Genomic DNA, 20121 nt, shown 5'->3' with positions numbered 1-20121 from the left:
AATTCCTGCCTAGAATCGGCTTTATTCTCTGTTAATGCTGGAACTTGCCGATGATTGATGCCGAAAACATATTACGTCAAACCTATCCCGATTTTAAACTGGGTAAAGACAACAAACTGGTAGTAAAAGCCTTAAAAAAATTAATTCATGAAGATGACTTCAACGATGTCATCCGAAAAAACCAGCATCTTCGCGGCTTTGCATTTTTAGACAAGATGCTGGCGTATTTCAAGTTCAATTACCAGGTCGATAACGACTCCTATAACAATATCCCTTCAGAAGGTCGCATGCTGATCGTCGCCAACCACCCTATCGGCACTCTTGACGGCCTGGCACTGGTAAAGCTGATTCGTTCGGTCAGGCCGGATGTGCGCATTGTCGCCAATCGTGTCCTGTCACACATGCAGCCATTGGAATCGGTGTTCTTGCCGGTGGACGTACTCAGCGGCAAAAAACAACTCAAAGAAACTTATCAGGCGATGCTGCAGGCACTGAAAAATGAAGAGGCCATAATCATTTTTCCGGCCGGCGAAGTCTCCAGAATAACGCCTAAAGGCATAAGGGATGGTGCCTGGCAAAGCGGATTTTTAAAACTGGCCAGGAAGGCGAAATGCCCCATTTTACCCATTCATATCAAGGCTAAGAATTCGGCTATTTTTTACAGCATGTCGACCTTATATAAGCCGTTAGGCACGCTGTTATTGGTTCAGGAAATGTTCAATAAAAAGAACCAAACCATCAAATTTCAGGTTGGCGCACCGATACCCTACAGCGCAATCGATCAATCCGGTGAAAGCAATAAATTGCTTTGCAAGCGTTTCCGCAAACATGTATTGAACCTCGGCAAAAAACAAAAAACGCCTTTGTTCGACACTGTTGCTACAGTGATACACCCCGCTGATGCCAAAGCCGTAAAAAAAGCCCTGTACCAGTCGCGGCAGTTGGGCGAAACCCGAGACGGAAAAAAAATCTTTCTTTATCGCTTTACCAGCGATTGTCCTGTGATGCAGGAAATTGCCCGCTTACGCGAGCTTACTTTTCGCACAGTAGAAGAAGGCACAGGCCTGTCGCTTGATTTGGATAGTTTCGATGTGTATTACAGTCACATCGTTTTGTGGGACGACATCGGCTTGGAAATCGTGGGCGCCTACCGCTTGGGTGAAGGCCCGCGGATCATGGCGGAATATGGGATAGAAGGTTTTTACACCCATACCTTGTTCGACTTGCAAGGCCAATTTTCCAGCTACCTGCCTAACAGCATAGAGCTTGGCCGCAGCTTCGTGCAACCCCGGTATTGGGGCCAGCATAGCCTGGATTACCTGTGGTACGGCATCGGTGCTTACTTACGGGAACAACCGGACATCAAATATTTATTTGGCCCCCTCAGTCTGAGTAACGCTTATCCACAATTGGCTAAAGAAATGATCATCGGTTTTTACCGTCAGCAATTTGGCTCACCATTAACTTCTGCCAAGGCACGAATGCCGTTCGTCATGTCCGAAGAATGTGAGCAATTTGCGCGTGAAGAATTCAGTGACGATTACCCTATCAGCTTCAAAGTGCTGAATAAGGAGCTAAAAAAACTGGGCGTTAAAGTGCCGACCCTTTACAAACAATATGTGGAACTGTGTATAGACAAAGGCTGTCATTTCATAGACTTCAATATCGATCCGGAATTTAACAACTGTATCGATAGCCTGATCATGGTTGAGATTGACAAAATCGCACCCAAAAAACGCCAGCGCTATATCGACAAACCAGTTTCTTTGAATTCGTAACGTTGATGAAGGCTCTTTATTATAAGAATGTTTCAGCTATCTATTCGGGTGCGTCATTCCGGTAGGGATTGCCGGAATCCAGGTCACATGGATAGCTCGAAGCATATTATTCATGGCACTGGATGCCCGTTTGCAGATTGCATCCTGCGCATCGGCTTTGCTTAATAGGACTTAGCAAGATAACTCCATTTCGTCCATGACATGCTTAATGCACCCTACCTTGTTATAATCTACCGGACTCTTCTGCCAGGCGACTTAATTTAGGACACTCATCGAATGGAAAAGGATATAAAACGAGACAGTGTTATGACAGAAGCCGATACCAGCCGTGAATTTGTCACCCCAAAACTGGTTCTGGCAGGTTGGTCCTCCTCCCCTCATTCGATCGGTGAACAGCGCATTTTTACAAATGGCCGGATTATCGTTTCTGGTGGCAAAGTCAGACGCGGCAATCAAAAACGTGCTGATTACCTGCTTTATTATCGTCGAGATTTACCGATCGCCGTTGTCGAAGCCAAAAATATAACTTTTCCTGCCGAAACAGGCGTCCAACAAGCCCGCGAATACGCTGAAACTCTCGGACTAAAATTTGCTTACGCTACCAATGGCCACCGAATTATCGAAATTGATTATACGACAGGCACTGAGCAATACATTGATCATTACCCAAGTCCGGCTGATCTGTGGCGCCGAATAGCCTCGTCTGCGGCTATACCTGAAGCAGTCAGTAATCACTTACTGGAACCCTTTAATCTGGTGTCCGGCAAGATCCCCCGTTATTATCAAGTCATCGCCATCAACCGAGTCATGGAAGCGATTTTGTTGGGACACAAACGCATACTCGCCACCTTGGCTACTGGAACAGGTAAAACCTGCGTAGCATTTCAACTGTGTTGGAAACTCTGGAATAGCCGCTGGAACAGAACCGGGGAATACCGACGGCCCAAGATTTTGTTTCTTGCTGATCGTAATATCCTGGTTGATGATCCAATGGCTAAAATGTTTGCGCCGTTTGGCGATGCCCGCTACAAGATTTCCAGTAACGATGTCAGCCAAGACCGTGAGATGTACTTTGGCATTTACCAGGCGTTGACTAACCCTTCCAGCGATGCTGGCTCTGGTAGGGTTTTGCAAACGTACACAACATTGGTTCGGTGAAGAGCGCTCTTGAGTTTACATCAGCAAACCAATGCCAGAGCGGTGATGGCCTTCTCGGTGGCGAAGAAGAAGCGGGCATTAAAGCCAATTTTCCGGCCAACATGCAAACCTCTGAAACCGCTTTGCTGTTCTTGCAATTGATCATGCGCAAATTGCGTGTTGCCGGTTTTGGCGCAGAACGCGGAGGTCGTACCGGAATGGATCCCGTCCATTCCGGCACTTCCTCCGTCCGTGGAGGTCGCGCCGGTGTGGTTGTCCCTAACGGCATTCTGTTTGGCGATGGCGTTTGTGCCACCATCAAGGAAGAACTGCTCAAGGAATTCAACCTGCATACCATTGTCCGTCTACCGCAAGGCGTATTTGCGCCGTACACCGACATTCCTGCCAATCTGCTGTTTTTCGAGCGCGGCGGCCCCACCGAAACCATCTGGTATTACGAACAACCGTTACCGGAAGGCCGCAAGAAATACAGCAAAACCGCACCGTTGCAATTCGAGGAACTGGAACCGGCCTTAAACTGGTGGCACAACCGCGAGGAAACCCCGCAAGCCTGGAAAGTCGACTTTGCCAGAAAAAGCACGGAAGCTTTGACTGCCGCGGAACCCCACTGGCAACGCGCCAAAAATGAACGCGCTTCGTCTCTGGCATTGGGCAAACAGATTCGCGAACTGGAGCAAGCTGTATCCGCCGCCGGCAATGGCGACAAAGCCGCATTGCAAACCCAGCTGCGCGATCTGAAAGCCAAACAACAAGCCCACGAAGCCGCCGCTAAAGCCGCACAAAGCGAAGGGGATGCGCAGTACTGGCCGATTTATAATCTCGATCAAAAGAATCCCCACGCCAAGGCAGGCCTGGAACATGCCGATCCCAAAGACCTGATTGCCAGCATGCGCAGCCACGAAACCGAGGTCATGCGTTTATTGGGCGAGATCGAAACCTTGGTTCATAAGGTGGAGCAATGAACATTTCCGAGACACTGTCTCGGAAATCTCAACGCCATGATTCCAACGTTGCGCGTGGTAACCCAGTCACAGACGCTCCAGCGTCCCGAGTCGAGACGTTAAAACGTGAGGTGGAGCTATGAGCGAAACCAACGATTTGCCTATTGCCTACGGTGACATTCATACCGACATCGTCCAACTGCTGGAAAATGCTCGCCTCGCCGCCGCACGTAGCGTCAATGCCTTAATGACAGCCAGTTATTGGGAGATAGGCCGCCGCATCGTCGAATTCGAACAAGGCGGCGAAGATCGCGCAGCGTATGGTGAAGCCTTGACTGAACGTCTTGCTCTCGATTTGACCCATCGTTTTGGCCGGGGCTTTAGCGTTCGTAATCTCCAGCAAATGCGGGCGTTTTATCTGGCCTGGCCATTGGAGCCAATTTGCCAAACGGTGTCTGGCAAATTAGCGCGAAATACGCAGACACTGTCTGCGCCATCTTTCATGTCACCCATTCAGCAGACATTGTCTGCAGAATCTTCTTCAACGCCAATTATCCAGACAGCGTCTGGACAATTACTCACGCTCGCAACCTTGGCCGAAGCCTTCCAACTGCCCTGGTCGGCTTACGTGCGCTTGCTTTCGGTCAAAAAACCGGAAGCGCGCGGCTTCTACGAAACCGAAGCCCTGCGTTGCGGCTGGACGGTGCGGCAACTGGATCGGCAGATCAACAGCCAGTTTTACGAGCGCGCCGCGTTATCCAAAAACAAAGTCGCGATGTTGGCGCAAGCGGAACACGCCGAACCGGATGACGCCATCACCCCGGAACAAGCCATCAAGGATCCGTTCGTACTGGAATTTCTCAACCTGAAAGACCAATACTCGGAATCCGATCTCGAAGACGCGCTGATCCAGCATTTGGCCGACTTTCTGCTGGAATTGGGCGACGATTTTGCCTTTGTCGGTCGCCAGCGCCGCTTGCGGCTCGACGATACTTGGTTTCGCATCGATTTGCTGTTTTTCCATCGCCGCCTGAAATGTCTGGTGGTGATTGACCTTAAGGTCGGCAAGTTCAGCTATGCCGATGCAGGCCAAATGCACATGTACCTGAATTATGCCCGCGAACACTGGATGAAACCCGGCGAAAACCCGCCGGTGGGCCTGATACTCTGCGCCGCAAAGGGTGCCGCAGAAGCCCATTACGCCTTGGATAACCTGCCGAACAAGGTACTGGCCGCCGAATATCAAACCGTGCTGCCGAATGAAAAGCTGTTGGCGGAAGAATTGGAGCGGTCGCGGACCGAGTTGGAGGCGCGGCGGTTGTTGGGTTCGAAAAATGAGGGTGAGGCATGAGTCGGTGGCCCATGGTTTCTTTAGGTGAGTTGCTTAGGCGAAGCAATGAGACCGCAATACTTGATTTCAATACTGAATATCATGAAGTAACGATTCGGCTTTGGGGCAAAGGCGTTTTCAGCAGAGGTAGAGTAAGAGGCGGTGATGTAGGAACATCTCGCCAATTGGTTCGAGCCAATCAACTTATCCTGTCGAAGATTGATGCCAGAAATGGTGCGATCGGCATTGTTCCCCCGGAATTGGATGGCGCAATCGTTAGTAACGATTTTCCATCCTTCGAATTTGCCGAAAAGCTCGACTCTTCATTCATGGGTTGGCTAGTTCGGTCAACACCCTTTGTTGAGCTATGCAAAGCTGCTAGCGAAGGTACAACCAACCGGGTTCGAATTAAAGAAGATCGATTTTTAACTCAGCAAATCCAATTACCCTCGTTAGAAAAGCAGCAAATCATCGTTGCCCGCCTGAATCAATTGGCGGACAAAGTACGGCAAGTCAAAGAACATCTGGATGCTGCTGAAAATGATGCTTTTCGGCTGTTGATCTCGATGGCAACCCGTCGTGATCTATCTGATGAACAACGTAAGTCAATGGGTTGGAAAGAAACTGCTATTGGCGATTTCGCTAAGCTAGCCCTATCTCCGGTTACCGTAGACGCCAATGAAAACTACCCCAATATAGGTATCTACAGTTTTGCCAAGGGATTATTCGAGAAACCTCCAATCGAAGGCAGCCGCACCAGTGCAAAAACGCTTTATAAAATCAGAAATGGTCAGTTTATCTATAGCCGTCTCTTCGCATTTGAAGGCGGATACGCATTGGTACCACCTGAATTCGATGGCTACTATGTTTCGAATGAATTTCCTACATTTGATATTGACCTAGAAAAAGCAACATCCAAGTTTTTAATCACTTTGTTTCTGACCGAACAGGATTGGCAAGAGCTTGCGAGGTCGAGTAAGGGTGTGGGCGATAGAAGACTTCGCATCCAACCAGAAAAAATATTGCATCGAAAAATATGGTTGCCACCACTCAGGGAGCAAGAACGGATTGAAAAAATGTTCGATGCTTACCAAGCACTCAAGAACAAACATACGGGAATCCGCGAAGCCAATCAGGCGTTGATTCCTGCCACGTTAGAACGCCTATTTTCATCCGAGGGCCACCAACATGGCTGATGACTCCTTACAAAATTCGCTATTTGAAGAGGATTATCTTCTCCGAGAACTTGGTTCAGTTGCCCATGTGCCGCAAGTCGCGCTCACTGAATTGGTTGCCAATGCCTGGGATGCCGGTGCATCGCGGGTTGACATACAAATACCGGAAAAAGTCGGAGACAACTTGACGGTACGGGATGATGGTCACGGCATGACTGCGGCGCAGTTCAGTAAACGCTGGATGACATTGCGTTATGACCGTCTAAAATATCAAGGCGAGGATGTTGAATTTCCGGCTGGGCGTTCTGCTCGTCAACGTAAAGCCTATGGCCGTAACGGCGTTGGGCGACATGGCTTGCTCTGTTTTGGCGATGAATACCAAGTTGAGACTTGGCGGGACGGAGCCTTAAGCACTTTTCTTGTCGGCACGGAATCCGGCCCAAGCCCCTTTGTATTACGCAACAAAGAAGTAGGAAGCCGGAACGGCAGCGGCACCCGCCTTATCGTACGAGTTGAACGACATCTTCCCGACCCTGAAGAAATCTTGACGGTGCTTGCCGCCAGATTTATTCACGATCCTGAGTTCGAAATTCGCGTTAACGGCATTGTTCGCCCCATGCAGGACATTGAGGGTATCGTCAGCAGAACCGAGATTGATTTTGGCGGTGGCAATACGGCTACGGTGATCGTTATCGATTCCACCTGTGTAAATCATTCATCGGTTCATCAAGGCGTTGCATTTTGGGTGAAGCATCGGCTGGTCGGCACCCCATCCTGGACAGTTGGCCAAATCCATAGTTTTGATGGCCGCACCCGTTTCGCTCGCCGCTACAAGGTGATTGTCGATACTCACGGATTCGAAAGCGAAGTGGAACCGGATTGGACCAGCTTCAAGAAAAGTGAACGAGTACATGAGCTGTTCAAAAAGACCACTGCATGCATTATTGAAGTGGCAGCATCCATTGCCGCTGAAGTTATTGAAGAATCCTTGGAAGATGCCCTTACTGAAAATCGACTGGAACTTGCCGGTTTAGGTAGAGGTGCGCAATACGAAGTCACTGAATTTACCAAAGCGATTGCTCAAGCTCATCCGACGGTATCCCCAGACTTTCTCGCTACGGCAGTGAATGCTGTCATTAACCTGGAAAAAACCAAGAGTGGCGCGGCACTACTGCAAAAATTGTCGGCTCTGCCGGCCGATGACATTGATAGCCTCGACCGACTGCTCGACGAGTGGTCAGTAAAGGATGCGCTACGAGTTCTCGATGAAATCGATAGTCGTTTAAGCGTTATTGAGACGATCAGAAGAATTTCAGGCGATCCAAATACCGATGAACTGCATACATTACATCCGTTAGTACTTCGCTCACGCTGGTTATTTGGCCCTGAATTTGAGTCGGAAGAATATTGCTCAAACGTAAGTCTGCAAAAAGTGGCTAGAGAGCTTTTTAAAAACACGACCGCTGAGTTCGATAATCCCAGAAAACGGCCAGATATTGTCGTATTACCGGACAAAACCACTATCGAGCTAACAGGGATAGAAGCATTCGATGTCGCTGACCCAACTGTTTCTCGCATACAAAATATTTTGCTTATTGAGCTTAAAAAAGGCGGATTCCCGATAGCTCGAACCGAGGTAAATCAAGCCGATGCCTATGTGCAAGACATTGTAAACTCTGGATTCATCAGTGGCTCACCGTATATTTGCGCCTGGGTGGTTGGGGAAACCATTGTAAAAGGACTAGTACATCGTTTCATAAAAACATTTACAAAATAATTCGGAATGTCATGATACTGTTTTTAGTCACGAGGTAGGCCATGGCGCGAAAAACAGAACGAGCATCCCTAACTCTGTCGGAAGAGCAAAGACGAGAGCTAGAAACTCTTACGCGTTCACGGACAGCAGCAAGACGGAAAGTTGAGCGAGCCGAAATTTTGCTCCGTTATGCAGAAGGCACCCCCATTTTACAGATTGGGAATTTACTGGGCGTAAGTCGCCCAACGATTTACAAGTGCATCGACAAAGCACTAGCAGCAGGTATCACCATGGGTTTATCGGACACCTACCATCGTCCGAAGGCCCCTGAGATTAGTGACGACGCAAAGAGTTGGGTGGTCAACTTAGCGTGCACCAAACCCAAAGATCATGGCCTGGCGGCAGAATTGTGGACCTTGTCACAGTTGGCAAAATTTATTGGCGGTGAGGCAGAGAACGCTGGATTTCCGCGCCTTGCTAAGGCAAGTAAGACCACGGTATGGCGAATTCTTGACGAACACGAGATCAAGCCTCACCGCATTCGCTATTACCTGGAACGGCGCGATCCTGATTTTGATGCGAAGATGCGCGAGGTTTTGATAGTTTACCAAGAAGTAGCCCTGCAAAACGCGATGCCAACAAAAGCCGCTCCGGACGCATCGGAATCAGAGTGTCCGGTTATCACTGTCAGCGTGGACGAAAAGCCGGGTATCCAAGCCATAGGGACCGTGGCACCCGACTTGCCGCCCGTATCCGGGCGTCATTCAGAAACCGGGCGTGATTATGAATACGTAAGGCATGGTACATTAAGTATTCTCGCCGCACTCGATTTGCAAACGGGCCATCTATTTGCCGAAGTGGAAGAGCGTCATCGCAGTAGTGAGTTCATCCAGTTACTCAAGCGTCTGGATAATCACTATCCTGCCAATGCGACTATTCGGGTTATCCTCGATAACCACAGCGCACATATTTCGAAGGAAACTATGGCTTACCTGGCAACGCGCCCGGGCCGCTTTGAGTATGTTCATACACCTAAGCATGGCTCATGGCTTAACCTGATTGAAATGGCCTTCTCTAAGATGGCTCGCTCATTCCTGCGCCATATCAGGGTAACTTCAAAACAGGAACTCAAGGAACGAATTCTTAAGGGCATTACCGAATTTAATGATCAGCCAGTTGTATTTAGATGGAAAAATTTCGATCTTGGCTTAGTATAAATTGTATATGTTTTTATGAAACGAACTACTAGCAACAGACAAGAAGGTTAGTGATTCAATACGGGGAGAATATGGTCGTGTTAGAGCAACCACATTTAGCCAATTGGTTGGAACTGCAAATTTGCGATTACTGAAACTTCGAGATCGTCTAAAAAGCAGATATGGCGAGATGCCAACTGATAGCTTGTTGGAACGCGTCCTTGGTAAGCCCTATCAAAACAATATTCCGTCAGAATGACTTAACTTAACCCATGATTCTGTTCTATCAACAAACCTGAAAACCGATCCGAATTTGGCATCTCAATTCCCCAAGGATAAGGATTTTCGGTTTGTGCGCGTTGATATTGGTAAACGATCATTACTGGCATATTCCGTGGAGCATAACAACTTCCTAATCGCATCGTTAGTACGCTAGGCGCAGCCAGGGCCAAGTGGATTTTGCGAATTCCCATTCCTTGCATTGCGGCGACTGCCTGCATGAATTGCTGCATGATGTTTTGAATCGAAGCTTCGCTAATAACTCGGCCTGGATAGGCACCGTCTAATTTCACCTCAACAATCGGCAAATTAGGAAACGATACAGTCAATTCGTTCCTGTCTATTGGATATGAAATGGACATGGCGCAGACTATCTCGTCGCCGTTGACAGATGAAAAATCCACAGGCGCTAATTCACCGACATCGACTCCGTCGCTCGGTGAAGTCCAGTGTAACTCTTTACGATCCCAATCCATCCAATGGATTGTACTTTCGGAGGCAAGCAATGTGCCGGCTAGAAACAAAACAGGCACTGGCGCGAGGCCGCCTGCATAAACAGCAAGGTCATTTCGATCGCGTCCATCTTTTGCAAGTTTGAGTTGTTGCGGAAGAAGATTTACTAAATCAATCGCTGCTTGTCGCTGAGTTTTAGTACCGTCAATTTGATTTCGAACATCGATTAACAGTGCATGACGCGCCCCCAACACACGGCGCGGAATTGCTGATTCAAGGGGTGTATCAACCGACTGGGTCAGTCCGCGTAACTCAATAGCAATAACTCGCTTGCGGCGTTGATCCTGGAAAAGTTGCCATGAGAACCACAAACCTATACCGATCAGCACTGCACCGATGGCCAAACAACCAGCGCTGATCCACCATTCCGTATCGGCGGTAGCGAGTTGGCCTTCAACATACTCTTGTTCCGAAGCACGCGCGCCGAAGTTTAGTTTTACATCAAATGTGGAGCCTGCTGCCACTAAGAGCGCGCCGGTTCCAACCAGCTTACCGGCAGGGGATCTACGGAAATACAATTCCAATAAATCTAAAAGGCGGTGGATTATTTTATTCATGGGGTGAAATTTCCAAGCAAAACTAAAGGGGAACCAGATTTGGCAAACCAACAGCCTATACTGCGCGTGCCAATAATTAAATAAAGGATCCCATCAACTGCGAATTTACCGGTCGCCAAAACATTACGACAATCTTCTAAATCAGTTGGCGAGGGCGTTGGGTCAAGTTCAGGATGTGTATGCCACAATCCAAGCTGGGTGCCCCGTCCATCCGTAACGCGATTCCATTCAATCGCTTCTTGTTGATGGCGTGGTCCACGATAAAAACTGGTGCGGCTACGGCGATCTCCTCGGCCTGGAGTCGTCGCGAATTCGCCCAATAAGCCTTCCGTTTCGTTGTCGATAAATCCTAACAATAGCCCACCGGCCTCTCTCGACCAGAATGAATGCTGAGCCCATTTAGACAGCAGAGCGATCAGTTTCGGGGACAACGAACCTGAACAACTTTCGTCAAGACGCCAAACGACATGCCCGGTACTCAAACGCTGCAACATGGGCACTCCAGGTGCGTGAAATCTGATGACGACAGGAATGTAGGAATACGCTGAGACATCAGTGCCCAGTAGGTGCTTGAAGGGCTAATGTTGGCATTTTTGGCCTGCGTCGTATCGCCCACCCAACGGGAATAACCAAGCTTTTGGTTTATGACATGTTCAGCGGCTATTAACGCTGTACGCGTTGCATCAATGGCCGTGTATGGCGTGAAAGCCCCGCAGCCCGTCAATTGTCGGGTCACAACTTGGCCAGGCTTGATTAAAGCTGTTCGCATACTTGGTATTGGTTGTTGTGTTTCCGGATCAATATAGAGGCAGTCCAAACAGCCAGCAGTACCTGGGCGCATAGCTATCACGTGTCCGCCAAGTCCTACTGCCTCAACACTGGTAGAAACAATGAGCACGCTCCACTGTTCTCGATATGCCTGGCGTGCAATTGCTCGTTCGAGAGGAGCATTCCCAGTTGCCAACACGATTGTGTCGACATTGGCGGGAATACCTTTATCAATCAGACGTTGAATATTCGTGGCTTCTGGGACAATATCGATGCCTGGCATGCGTTCTGCCAAGAAACTTGCTAATGCCTCAACTTTCTTCTTTGAGATTGCGTCTTTGCCGAGAACGTGGCGGCCAAGATTATCAGCACTAAATATGTCTTGATCTACCAGCGTAAGTTTGGAAACGCCAGCCAGAACCAAATGTTCAGCGACTCGAGAACCAATGGCGCCTACCCCTGCGACCAATACATGACGATCAAGAACCGTTCCACCAGTCCGGCGAATGAGATAGTCGCGATCTTGTCGTTGCAAAAGATAGACAGTGGCTCCCCATGGTTTCTTGTTACCACGGTTTCCCCAATACAGTGTTAACAACGCGTGGCCATAGTTGTTAGCCACGCGCAGGACAAGTCCTCGATGTTTTGGTGAGGTGGCAATCACATGTTGCGATTCATCAAGACAACTCAAAAATTGCTGCCACCAATTGGCATCGAGCTCTGATTTGAGAGGTGGTAGTTGTTGAATGCAAACATCGAGTAAACCAATACGAACCTGCTGGCAGTTAACCAAAGCAGTTGAACCTGCATTCACTCGACGAAGGACAGGGACGGTCTTAAGCCCAAATTTTTGATTATGGACTTCACCGTAGACCGATTGATTTGCTGCAAATTGCTCATCGAGCTGCGCAAATCGGGCACCCAGATTTTTTAGATAGCCCTCAAGTTCATCGGCAAACAGTGAGAGACGTTCACAGTTCGACATTCCGTGAATTTCACGCAGCAATCTTTTGACCTCGGCTAACAGCCAGCTTAGTACCCCCGTGATGTCGCTAGGGTCATAGTCCAGTCCCTCCCGATCACTAACGCAAACATCACCACTGCCGCTTATATGAGGCCATCCCCAAACTGGCAAACTGGTTAACCAGTTTACTGAAGGCAGACGACAAAAATCCCAACCGGCCGGACATAATTCTAGCGGCCAAACATAATCGCCATCTGATAATTCAAACTGCCAAACCGGCTGAGAATTAGAAAGCCTGAAGTTAATTTGCGTTGCGCCAAGCTCAGCCAAAGCGCACGCAATACTGTCAGTAAATTGTTTCTGCTCCGATATCAAGCCGATCTGCCCGAAACGCTCACACCCGATGAAGTCTTTTTAGTAGTGCTCGCTTTTTCAGGTACTGGAAAATCATCTCCAAACTGCTTTTGCAAAATTTTACATGCTTCATGAGTGTCTGGCTGGCTTTCAGCTTCGTTCAAAGCATTTCGTAAAGTTTCCAATCGTTCTTTGAAATCCTTCATTTGCGCATCGCTCATCCGTTCGAAAAGGTCGCAGTAAGGAGCTACCGGCAAATTTACCACTAAACGGGAAAATCCCCAGTTGGAGAGCATTTGGTTAATCAAATCCCGCATTGCAATTAGATCAAGGGGTTTACCATCAACACTGTCGTATTTGGGCGTGAACCAGTTATAAGCAGCTACGGATAAACCAATGCTAGGAACATTTTTGTGACCAATTTTATTGTCGCGCCAACGTTTTAATGCGCGAACTACGCGGCGAAATTGTTGACGATCATTATCTTTAAACCGATCAATAATTTTACTTGTAAGCTCCCGTGCTTCGGATGGTTCCCATACCCGATCTTCCTTGGCATCAGTTTCTCTGCAGCGAGCAAGCTGGGTTTGGCCATTGCCATTTACACTGTAAACAGCCAAGTCAATATGATGCGTAGCCTCTCCATCCTTGAAATAGGTAACAGTGACGCAAGGGCGACGAATTTTGACAGTACGATTGTGACGAGTTAGAGCGTCTCTGACATATTTTTTTAAAGTCAGCGGATCAGGGTAATCTTCAGGGGCGCAGTCAAAAATTACCCCAATGTCCATATCGGGATCGCCGACAATGGGAGTGATACCCGTATATAAAGCATAACTGCCCTGATTAAAAGTCTCGTATTTAGGGGCATCTTTGCTGATATTGTTTTTTAAATCATTCAGCAAAGTTTCGCGTCGATCACGTAAAACAGAACTTTCGTCATAACCAAGTAGGATCTTGCTATGAAAATTTTCAAACTGGGTTTGTGCATGAGCCATCTTTGCCCTCCTTAAAAAACAGATGATGAGGGCTAGATATGCGAATTCAAGTCTTCAGTTACCTCGACAAATTGGAAGCTGGTTTGGGTAATTCGTTGTTGGCAGCCATAAAATCTCGCTGTTTATCCAGCTTAATCGTTAAATTCGGGTTGATTCAATTCCGATGCGCCCATCCAGTAACACAATAATGGTGCCGGCAGACGCATGATCTGGCTGGCAGTCTCGCCGGTTTGCGGCAGACCGGTCATCAAGCCGAAGTCGTCGAGCGACTTGGTGACAACATAACCACGGGCAATTTTCTTTTGCTCGCACAGTTCAATCAACCCTTTTAACTCTCTCGCACCAGTATGCTGGGCTCGATATTTGACTTCAAAGGGAATCAATTGGCCGCCGATTTCTGCGACTAAATCGACCTCACGGTCTTTTTTCCCGTGCCAGTAGGTAAAACGTACATTCTGGGGATAGTAGCCCGCAAAAAGATGCTTAAACACTGTCGTTTCAGTTGCCACACCCAAGGCAGCGGGATCGTCGATGATGCTTTTGCCCTTGAGCAATACGGCGGGTGCGATGGCGGCATCGGCCAAGTAAATTTTGAAACGTCCCTTGAGCACGTCTTTGCCATAACCGAACGGCGGCAGGCGGTAAATCAGGTGGCATGCCTCCAGAAGTTCGATGAAGTGCTGGGCAGTGGGACGTTTGACTTCCAGGTTGCTAGACAAGTCGGTGATATTCAGCAAACCGCCGTCGTTCATGCACAAATACAGGAAGGTATGTTCAAGATCCAGAATGCGACGCACACCAAACAGTGCGGTCATATCGCGTTTGAGCGCCTTGTCTATGATGTCTTCACGCAGCAGGCGCTGGGCTTGGGTGATGCTTTCCACTTGAGCGGTTTGCGGGAAGCCGCCGCGAATCAGATATTCGTGAAAATGGCCGACATAGGGCACTGCGATTTCCTGCGCCCGGTAAAATTGTGGCGGCGTCCAGTCGAACAGCTCGGCCAGGCTTTTTAAAGGCGGCAACGCCGGCAGCTGTACCTGTTTGATTTGCAGGTACTCGTAGAACGACAAAGTGGTCAGCCGAATGGTATACCAACGCCCGACGCCGGATTCCTGGTCGGCTTCCACCAAAGGCATGGCCGAACCAGTAAAGACAATGCGGCGCTGTTTGTTGAAATCGATCTGATGTTTAACCCACGTCCCCCAATCACGAATGAACTGAGCTTCGTCGATAAATAGGTATTCAGGCCCATCGACGCGCGGCTCGCGCTCGCGCCACGCTTCCAACACGGCTTCGATGCCGGCCAATTTGAGGACTGGATGGTCAAAAGTAGCGTAAAGGATGTTTGCCGCTGGGAAGCCTTGTTTTAATAAAGCGTCGATCTGTTGTTGTAACAGGGTCGTCTTGCCGACCTGGCGTGCGCCGGATAACAGAATGGCCCGGTGAATCGGAGGATGATTTATCCAGCGATTTAACTCCCGCGAAGCGGCACGCTGCCAATCCGGTAAATCGGCAATGGGTTCGCCACGCCACCAAGGATTGAATTGGGCCAATACGGCAATTAGTTCTTCTTTTGAGACTCTCATGAGCCAATCTTAGCATTGGAATGATTTTATTGTCATGTGTAGGTTACAATAAATACGTATTTTTGTTCCTACGATTCTAATAACAAAACACTCAAGCATATTTCACCCGTATTAACGCTCATTGCGCACCTGCCTTTTCAGAGTCTCTCTCATTAATCACTGAATCATCATCCTTGGCAAATTTCGCTGGCTCATCCAACAGTTCAGATTCCTGCGGGCCAGTCGCACTTCCTCTACATGCCCTTGTTCATAAGCCGCCTGATGCGCATGCCGTTCCATTGTCACAATTTTTTGGCCAGCCGTTGCTCCGCGCAATCGGCAATCATCTGGCTGACAATGCTTTCGATTTCATCGACGGTTTCTTCTCTGCCCAACTTGCGCAAGATCACATCGATCGCTTATCCCGCCTAATGCAATTTTGTCGTGAAGACTTACGCTGTCATCAATCGTTAATATAACCGTCATATCCATGTCACAGACATGACTTAGATTGTCAGTTAAATCAACTACTCTGACACTCAATCGATATGAAAATTTTCTACGGCGTTCAAGGCACGGGTAACGGCCATATTACGCGCGCCCGCGTGATGGCGGAAGCTCTATATGCGGCGGGTATCGATGTTCATTTTCAATTCACCGGCCGACCTAAGGACAGCTACTTCGATATGGCAGTTTTCAACGGCTTTCAAGTGCGCACCGGTTTAACCTTTAATACCCATAATGGGCAGGTCAGTTATTTGAAAACGGCGATAGAAGCCAAGCCGATCACTTTTATTCGTGATATTCAATCACTCGATTTGAGTGATTATGATCTGGTGATCAGCGATTTCGAACCGGTTACCTCGTGGGCTGCCAAGCGGCAAAATAAGCAGGTGCTTGGTATCGGTCATCAATATGCCTTCGGTCATACTATTCCTCGTGCCGGATCTGATCCACTGGCCAATCTGGTGATGAAGTATTTTGCTCCGGCAGACCGGGGTATCGGCCTTCACTGGCACCATTTCGGTCAGCCTATATTGCCGCCGATTATTGAAACACCGGCGATGCCGCACACTTTTTTCAAACACAAGGTTGTTGTCTATCTCCCCTTCGAAGATACGCAGGAAGTTTTCCAGCTATTGGCGCCGTTCAAGGATTTCGATTTTTATATGTACACGCCCGATGTGCAAGAGTCACCCTATGAACACATAGCCTGCAAGGCTCTGTCCCGTGCGGGATTCATGCAAGACTTGCTTGACTGCGGAGGCATAATCAGCAATGCCGGATTTGAACTCGCCAGTGAGGCCTTGCAACTGGGTAAAAAAATCCTGGCCAAACCCTTGCACAATCAAATGGAACAAATTTCCAATGCAGCGGCTTTGCAGCAATTGGGTTATGGTCATGTCATGAAGGATCTGAACGCTACAGCGATTGGGAATTGGTTGAAGGTAGATCATGCCGTGCATATCACTTATCCGAATGTCGCTCAGATCATTACCCAATGGCTACAGGATGGCATGCCCGAGATGAACACTGATTTCATCAATAACATCTGGGATAATGTCAATGTGTTGCAGGTGAAGCATTAGTTTAGGAATAAGCACAAATTAATTTAGACTTTTGACCCCCCTCACCCCAGCCCTCTCCAAGAGGGAGAGGGTAACGCTATGAACAGTATTCATGGGCGATACGAAGATTATCCTGACACGTGGGCTGCCGACATCCTTGCCAAACACAGCCCCACCTTCCGGAAACAAGACGTTATTTAAATCAGATTGGACAAAGCGCTCAGCCTTGTTGGATTGTTGTATTTGACCGCTATAATAGGCTTTCATTGCCTTTTTAAATCAAGAAAACATGCTCATCAATCGCCGTCGAATTTTATTAGGGTTAATCGTCAGTTCCTTATTGTTAACTAACGCCATTGCGGCTGATGCTCAACCGGCGGGCTCTATCAGCCCTGATAAAACGTCATCCGAGCCTGATCTGAACAAGATCAAAACCATCGTGGTGATCTACGCGGAAAATCGCAGTTTTGATAATCTGTATGGCCTTTTTCCCGGTGCTAATGGCATTGCAAATGCGTTGGCCCATCCTGAATCCTACTTACAACGTGATCGAGACGGCAAAACCGTATTACCGGCATTGCCCCCGGTTTGGAACAGTGATGATCCTAACTGGTCATTTGTCGCACACTTACCGAACAAGCCCTTTCAAATTGATGCCGCACCTGGCGGAACACCTGGCAAGACAGGTGTTAATGCTGCTTCACCGGATCTGGTGCACCGTTTTTACAACCATCAGATGCAGATTAATGAGGGACGCAATGATCAGTTCGCGGTCTATTCAGATGCCGGCGGTCTGTCGATGGGGTATTACGATGGCGCCAAGATGGCGATGTGGCAACTTGCAAAGCAATATACTCTGGGAGACAATTTTTTCATGGGCGCCTTCGGCGGCTCATTTCTGAATCACTTTTGGCTAGTACATCGTTTCATAAAAACATTTACAAAATAATTCGGAATGTCATGATACTGTTTTTAGTCACGAGGTAGGCCATGGCGCGAAAAACAGAACGAGCATCCCTAACTCTGTCGGAAGAGCAAAGACGAGAGCTAGAAACTCTTACGCGTTCACGGACAGCAGCAAGACGGAAAGTTGAGCGAGCCGAAATTTTGCTCCGTTATGCAGAAGGCACCCCCATTTTACAGATTGGGAATTTACTGGGCGTAAGTCGCCCAACGATTTACAAGTGCATCGACAAAGCACTAGCAGCAGGTATCACCATGGGTTTATCGGACACCTACCATCGTCCGAAGGCCCCTGAGATTAGTGACGACGCAAAGAGTTGGGTGGTCAACTTAGCGTGCACCAAACCCAAAGATCATGGCCTGGCGGCAGAATTGTGGACCTTGTCACAGTTGGCAAAATTTATTGGCGGTGAGGCAGAGAACGCTGGATTTCCGCGCCTTGCTAAGGCAAGTAAGACCACGGTATGGCGAATTCTTGACGAACACGAGATCAAGCCTCACCGCATTCGCTATTACCTGGAACGGCGCGATCCTGATTTTGATGCGAAGATGCGCGAGGTTTTGATAGTTTACCAAGAAGTAGCCCTGCAAAACGCGATGCCAACAAAAGCCGCTCCGGACGCATCGGAATCAGAGTGTCCGGTTATCACTGTCAGCGTGGACGAAAAGCCGGGTATCCAAGCCATAGGGACCGTGGCACCCGACTTGCCGCCCGTATCCGGGCGTCATTCAGAAACCGGGCGTGATTATGAATACGTAAGGCATGGTACATTAAGTATTCTCGCCGCACTCGATTTGCAAACGGGCCATCTATTTGCCGAAGTGGAAGAGCGTCATCGCAGTAGTGAGTTCATCCAGTTACTCAAGCGTCTGGATAATCACTATCCTGCCAATGCGACTATTCGGGTTATCCTCGATAACCACAGCGCACATATTTCGAAGGAAACTATGGCTTACCTGGCAACGCGCCCGGGCCGCTTTGAGTATGTTCATACACCTAAGCATGGCTCATGGCTTAACCTGATTGAAATGGCCTTCTCTAAGATGGCTCGCTCATTCCTGCGCCATATCAGGGTAACTTCAAAACAGGAACTCAAGGAACGAATTCTTAAGGGCATTACCGAATTTAATGATCAGCCAGTTGTATTTAGATGGAAAAATTTCGATCTTGGCTTAGTATAAATTGTATATGTTTTTATGAAACGAACTACTAGTCTGTGCCTGTACTCCGTCTATGGCAACCGCGCCGGAGGGCCGGACAGCTATCCTGGACGATAAAACCGGGCTGTTGCGGGTTGAACCATCCAGCGGCTTACATTCAGCGCCACACTATCCAGGCGATTTCAATTTTACCCCTGAAGATAAAATCACTCAGCTCAGTTATGCTGTCAATACCACACAACCACCGTTTCAACCCAGCGGCACGCCTCCTGCAAAAGACGGTGATCCGAGATTAGCTAATCAGCAGGCCAAAGGTTCAGCTGCTGTCTTAAGCCCCCAAACCGAAAAAACGATAGGCGACACGTTGTCGGAGAAGCGCATCGAATGGGCCTGGTATGCCGGGGCATGGCGTGAAGCTCTGCTTGATGGTTTACAAAACCCTGACCAACCGCGCAAGGTGATCTACAGCAAGGCAACCGGGGCGGCTAATTTTCAGCCTCACCACCAGCCCTTCAATTATTTCAGCCGCTTTGATCCGACCACTCCGGACGGCGCGCTACAACGTGCAGCTCATCTAAAAGACTATGCGGATTTTCAAAGGGATATTGCCAACGGCACCCTGCCAGCGGTGGTGTTCTATAAACCTCAGGGCAGTTTGAACCAGCATCCCGGTTATACCGATGTCATGTCGGGTGACGCCCATATTGCCGAGGTAGTTAAACAACTGCAAGGCAGCCCGCAATGGCCGAACATGTATATTATTGTCACCTACGACGAGAATGGCGGCTTTTGGGATCATGTAGCACCCCCTGTAAATGATCGATGGGGGCCGGGTTCCAGAGTTCCAGCGATATTTATTTCCCCGTTTGTCAAAAAACAGCATATTGATCATACGGTTTATGACACGACATCAATTATTCAATTTATTACCCGCCGGTTTGATTTACACCCTTTGCCCGGGATTCGGCAGAGTATGGGTGATTTGATCAATACGCTTGAATAAAAAAGCGTAGGTTGGGTTGCACACTTTTCGCAACCCAACATTTGACTATGCCTTGACAGGTTGGCTTGGCTATCGCCAACCGCAACCTACGTTT

Annotated in this window: 14 protein-coding genes and 2 pseudogenes; 11 read left to right on the top strand and 5 right to left on the bottom strand. The window is 48.5% G+C overall.

Features of this window, described 5'->3' with window-relative positions; all coding sequences use genetic code 11:
- Positions 1-50: 50 nt before the first annotated feature.
- From GO003_RS15975 to GO003_RS15945, 7 genes and pseudogenes are all read left to right on the top strand, one after another.
- A complete protein-coding gene (locus GO003_RS15975; protein ID WP_159657942.1) occupies positions 51-1778 on the top strand; it encodes a lysophospholipid acyltransferase family protein in 1728 nt (575 codons plus the stop codon).
- Positions 1779-2054: 276 nt separating this feature from the next.
- Positions 2055-2888 (top strand): annotated as a pseudogene (locus GO003_RS15970) (DEAD/DEAH box helicase family protein); the annotation flags it as partial.
- A 44-nt stretch (positions 2889-2932) separates the two neighbouring features.
- Complete coding sequence (locus GO003_RS15965) at positions 2933-3898, top strand: HsdM family class I SAM-dependent methyltransferase (RefSeq protein ID WP_231089026.1); 966 nt, start codon at positions 2933-2935, stop codon at positions 3896-3898.
- A 118-nt stretch (positions 3899-4016) separates the two neighbouring features.
- The gene (locus GO003_RS15960; protein ID WP_159657943.1) at positions 4017-5228 is read left to right on the top strand and encodes a PDDEXK nuclease domain-containing protein; all 1212 of its coding nucleotides are present in this window, start codon (positions 4017-4019) and stop codon (positions 5226-5228) included.
- On the top strand, positions 5225-6403 hold the full coding sequence (locus tag GO003_RS15955) for a restriction endonuclease subunit S (RefSeq protein WP_159657944.1): 1179 nt from the start codon (positions 5225-5227) through the stop codon (positions 6401-6403). Before GO003_RS15960 ends, GO003_RS15955 begins: the two co-directional genes overlap by 4 nt.
- Entirely contained in the window at positions 6396-8159 is a 1764-nt protein-coding gene (locus GO003_RS15950; protein WP_159657945.1) for an ATP-binding protein, read from the top strand. Before GO003_RS15955 ends, GO003_RS15950 begins: the two co-directional genes overlap by 8 nt.
- Before the next feature lie 41 nt (positions 8160-8200).
- Positions 8201-9355, top strand: coding sequence for an IS630 family transposase (locus GO003_RS15945; RefSeq protein WP_159659124.1), 1155 nt, complete (start codon positions 8201-8203; stop codon positions 9353-9355).
- A 239-nt stretch (positions 9356-9594) separates the two neighbouring features.
- On the opposite strand, the gene GO003_RS15940 is transcribed toward GO003_RS15945, so the two are convergent.
- From GO003_RS15940 to GO003_RS15920, 5 genes are all read right to left on the bottom strand, one after another.
- Positions 9595-10683, bottom strand: a complete 1089-nt coding sequence (locus GO003_RS15940) for an SAVED domain-containing protein (protein ID WP_159658531.1) — start codon at positions 10681-10683, stop codon at positions 9595-9597.
- Entirely contained in the window at positions 10680-11177 is a 498-nt protein-coding gene (locus GO003_RS15935) for a Mov34/MPN/PAD-1 family protein (protein WP_159658532.1), read from the bottom strand. Before GO003_RS15935 ends, GO003_RS15940 begins: the two co-directional genes overlap by 4 nt.
- On the bottom strand, positions 11162-12790 hold the full coding sequence (locus GO003_RS15930) for a HesA/MoeB/ThiF family protein (RefSeq protein WP_159658533.1): 1629 nt from the start codon (positions 12788-12790) through the stop codon (positions 11162-11164). Before GO003_RS15930 ends, GO003_RS15935 begins: the two co-directional genes overlap by 16 nt.
- Positions 12787-13767, bottom strand: coding sequence for a nucleotidyltransferase domain-containing protein (locus GO003_RS15925; RefSeq protein ID WP_159658534.1), 981 nt, complete (start codon positions 13765-13767; stop codon positions 12787-12789). The genes GO003_RS15930 and GO003_RS15925 overlap by 4 nt, the downstream gene beginning before the upstream one ends.
- 131 nt (positions 13768-13898) lie before the next feature.
- Positions 13899-15353: an ATP-binding protein gene (locus GO003_RS15920; RefSeq protein ID WP_159658535.1), complete on the bottom strand. Its 1455-nt coding sequence runs from the start codon at positions 15351-15353 to the stop codon at positions 13899-13901.
- 527 nt (positions 15354-15880) lie between these two features.
- Between GO003_RS15920 and GO003_RS15915 the strand changes: the two genes are divergently transcribed.
- The 4 genes and pseudogenes from GO003_RS15915 to acpA form a co-directional block, all read left to right on the top strand.
- Complete coding sequence (locus tag GO003_RS15915; RefSeq protein WP_159658536.1) at positions 15881-16921, top strand: MJ1255/VC2487 family glycosyltransferase; 1041 nt, start codon at positions 15881-15883, stop codon at positions 16919-16921.
- Between the two features lie 268 nt (positions 16922-17189).
- Entirely contained in the window at positions 17190-17849 is a 660-nt protein-coding gene (locus GO003_RS15910; protein ID WP_159658537.1) for an alkaline phosphatase family protein, read from the top strand.
- Positions 17850-17890: 41 nt separating this feature from the next.
- Entirely contained in the window at positions 17891-19045 is a 1155-nt protein-coding gene (locus GO003_RS15905) for an IS630 family transposase (RefSeq protein WP_159659124.1), read from the top strand.
- Positions 19046-19082: 37 nt separating this feature from the next.
- Positions 19083-20027: pseudogene (gene acpA, locus GO003_RS15900) on the top strand (acid phosphatase); the annotation flags it as partial.
- Between the last annotated feature and the right edge of the window lie 94 nt (positions 20028-20121).

This window comes from Methylicorpusculum oleiharenae (assembly GCF_009828925.2).
GTDB lineage: Bacteria > Pseudomonadota > Gammaproteobacteria > Methylococcales > Methylomonadaceae > Methylicorpusculum > Methylicorpusculum oleiharenae.
Note: the sequence above shows the minus strand (reverse complement) of the source record. Positions and strands in the feature narration are given on the sequence as shown.

What these genes read in the sequence shown, in the direction of transcription:
- GO003_RS15975 (WP_159657942.1), top strand. Translation starts at nt 51, where the DNA reads ATGATTGATGCCGAAAACATATTACGTCAAACCTATCCCGATTTTAAA.
- GO003_RS15960 (WP_159657943.1), top strand. Translation starts at nt 4,017, where the DNA reads ATGAGCGAAACCAACGATTTGCCTATTGCCTACGGTGACATTCATACC.
- GO003_RS15955 (WP_159657944.1), top strand. Translation starts at nt 5,225, where the DNA reads ATGAGTCGGTGGCCCATGGTTTCTTTAGGTGAGTTGCTTAGGCGAAGC.
- GO003_RS15950 (WP_159657945.1), top strand. Translation starts at nt 6,396, where the DNA reads ATGGCTGATGACTCCTTACAAAATTCGCTATTTGAAGAGGATTATCTT.
- GO003_RS15945 (WP_159659124.1), top strand. Translation starts at nt 8,201, where the DNA reads ATGGCGCGAAAAACAGAACGAGCATCCCTAACTCTGTCGGAAGAGCAA.
- GO003_RS15940 (WP_159658531.1), bottom strand. Translation starts at nt 10,683, where the DNA reads ATGAATAAAATAATCCACCGCCTTTTAGATTTATTGGAATTGTATTTC.
- GO003_RS15935 (WP_159658532.1), bottom strand. Translation starts at nt 11,177, where the DNA reads ATGTTGCAGCGTTTGAGTACCGGGCATGTCGTTTGGCGTCTTGACGAA.
- GO003_RS15925 (WP_159658534.1), bottom strand. Translation starts at nt 13,767, where the DNA reads ATGGCTCATGCACAAACCCAGTTTGAAAATTTTCATAGCAAGATCCTA.
- GO003_RS15920 (WP_159658535.1), bottom strand. Translation starts at nt 15,353, where the DNA reads ATGAGAGTCTCAAAAGAAGAACTAATTGCCGTATTGGCCCAATTCAAT.
- GO003_RS15915 (WP_159658536.1), top strand. Translation starts at nt 15,881, where the DNA reads ATGAAAATTTTCTACGGCGTTCAAGGCACGGGTAACGGCCATATTACG.
- GO003_RS15910 (WP_159658537.1), top strand. Translation starts at nt 17,190, where the DNA reads ATGCTCATCAATCGCCGTCGAATTTTATTAGGGTTAATCGTCAGTTCC.
- GO003_RS15905 (WP_159659124.1), top strand. Translation starts at nt 17,891, where the DNA reads ATGGCGCGAAAAACAGAACGAGCATCCCTAACTCTGTCGGAAGAGCAA.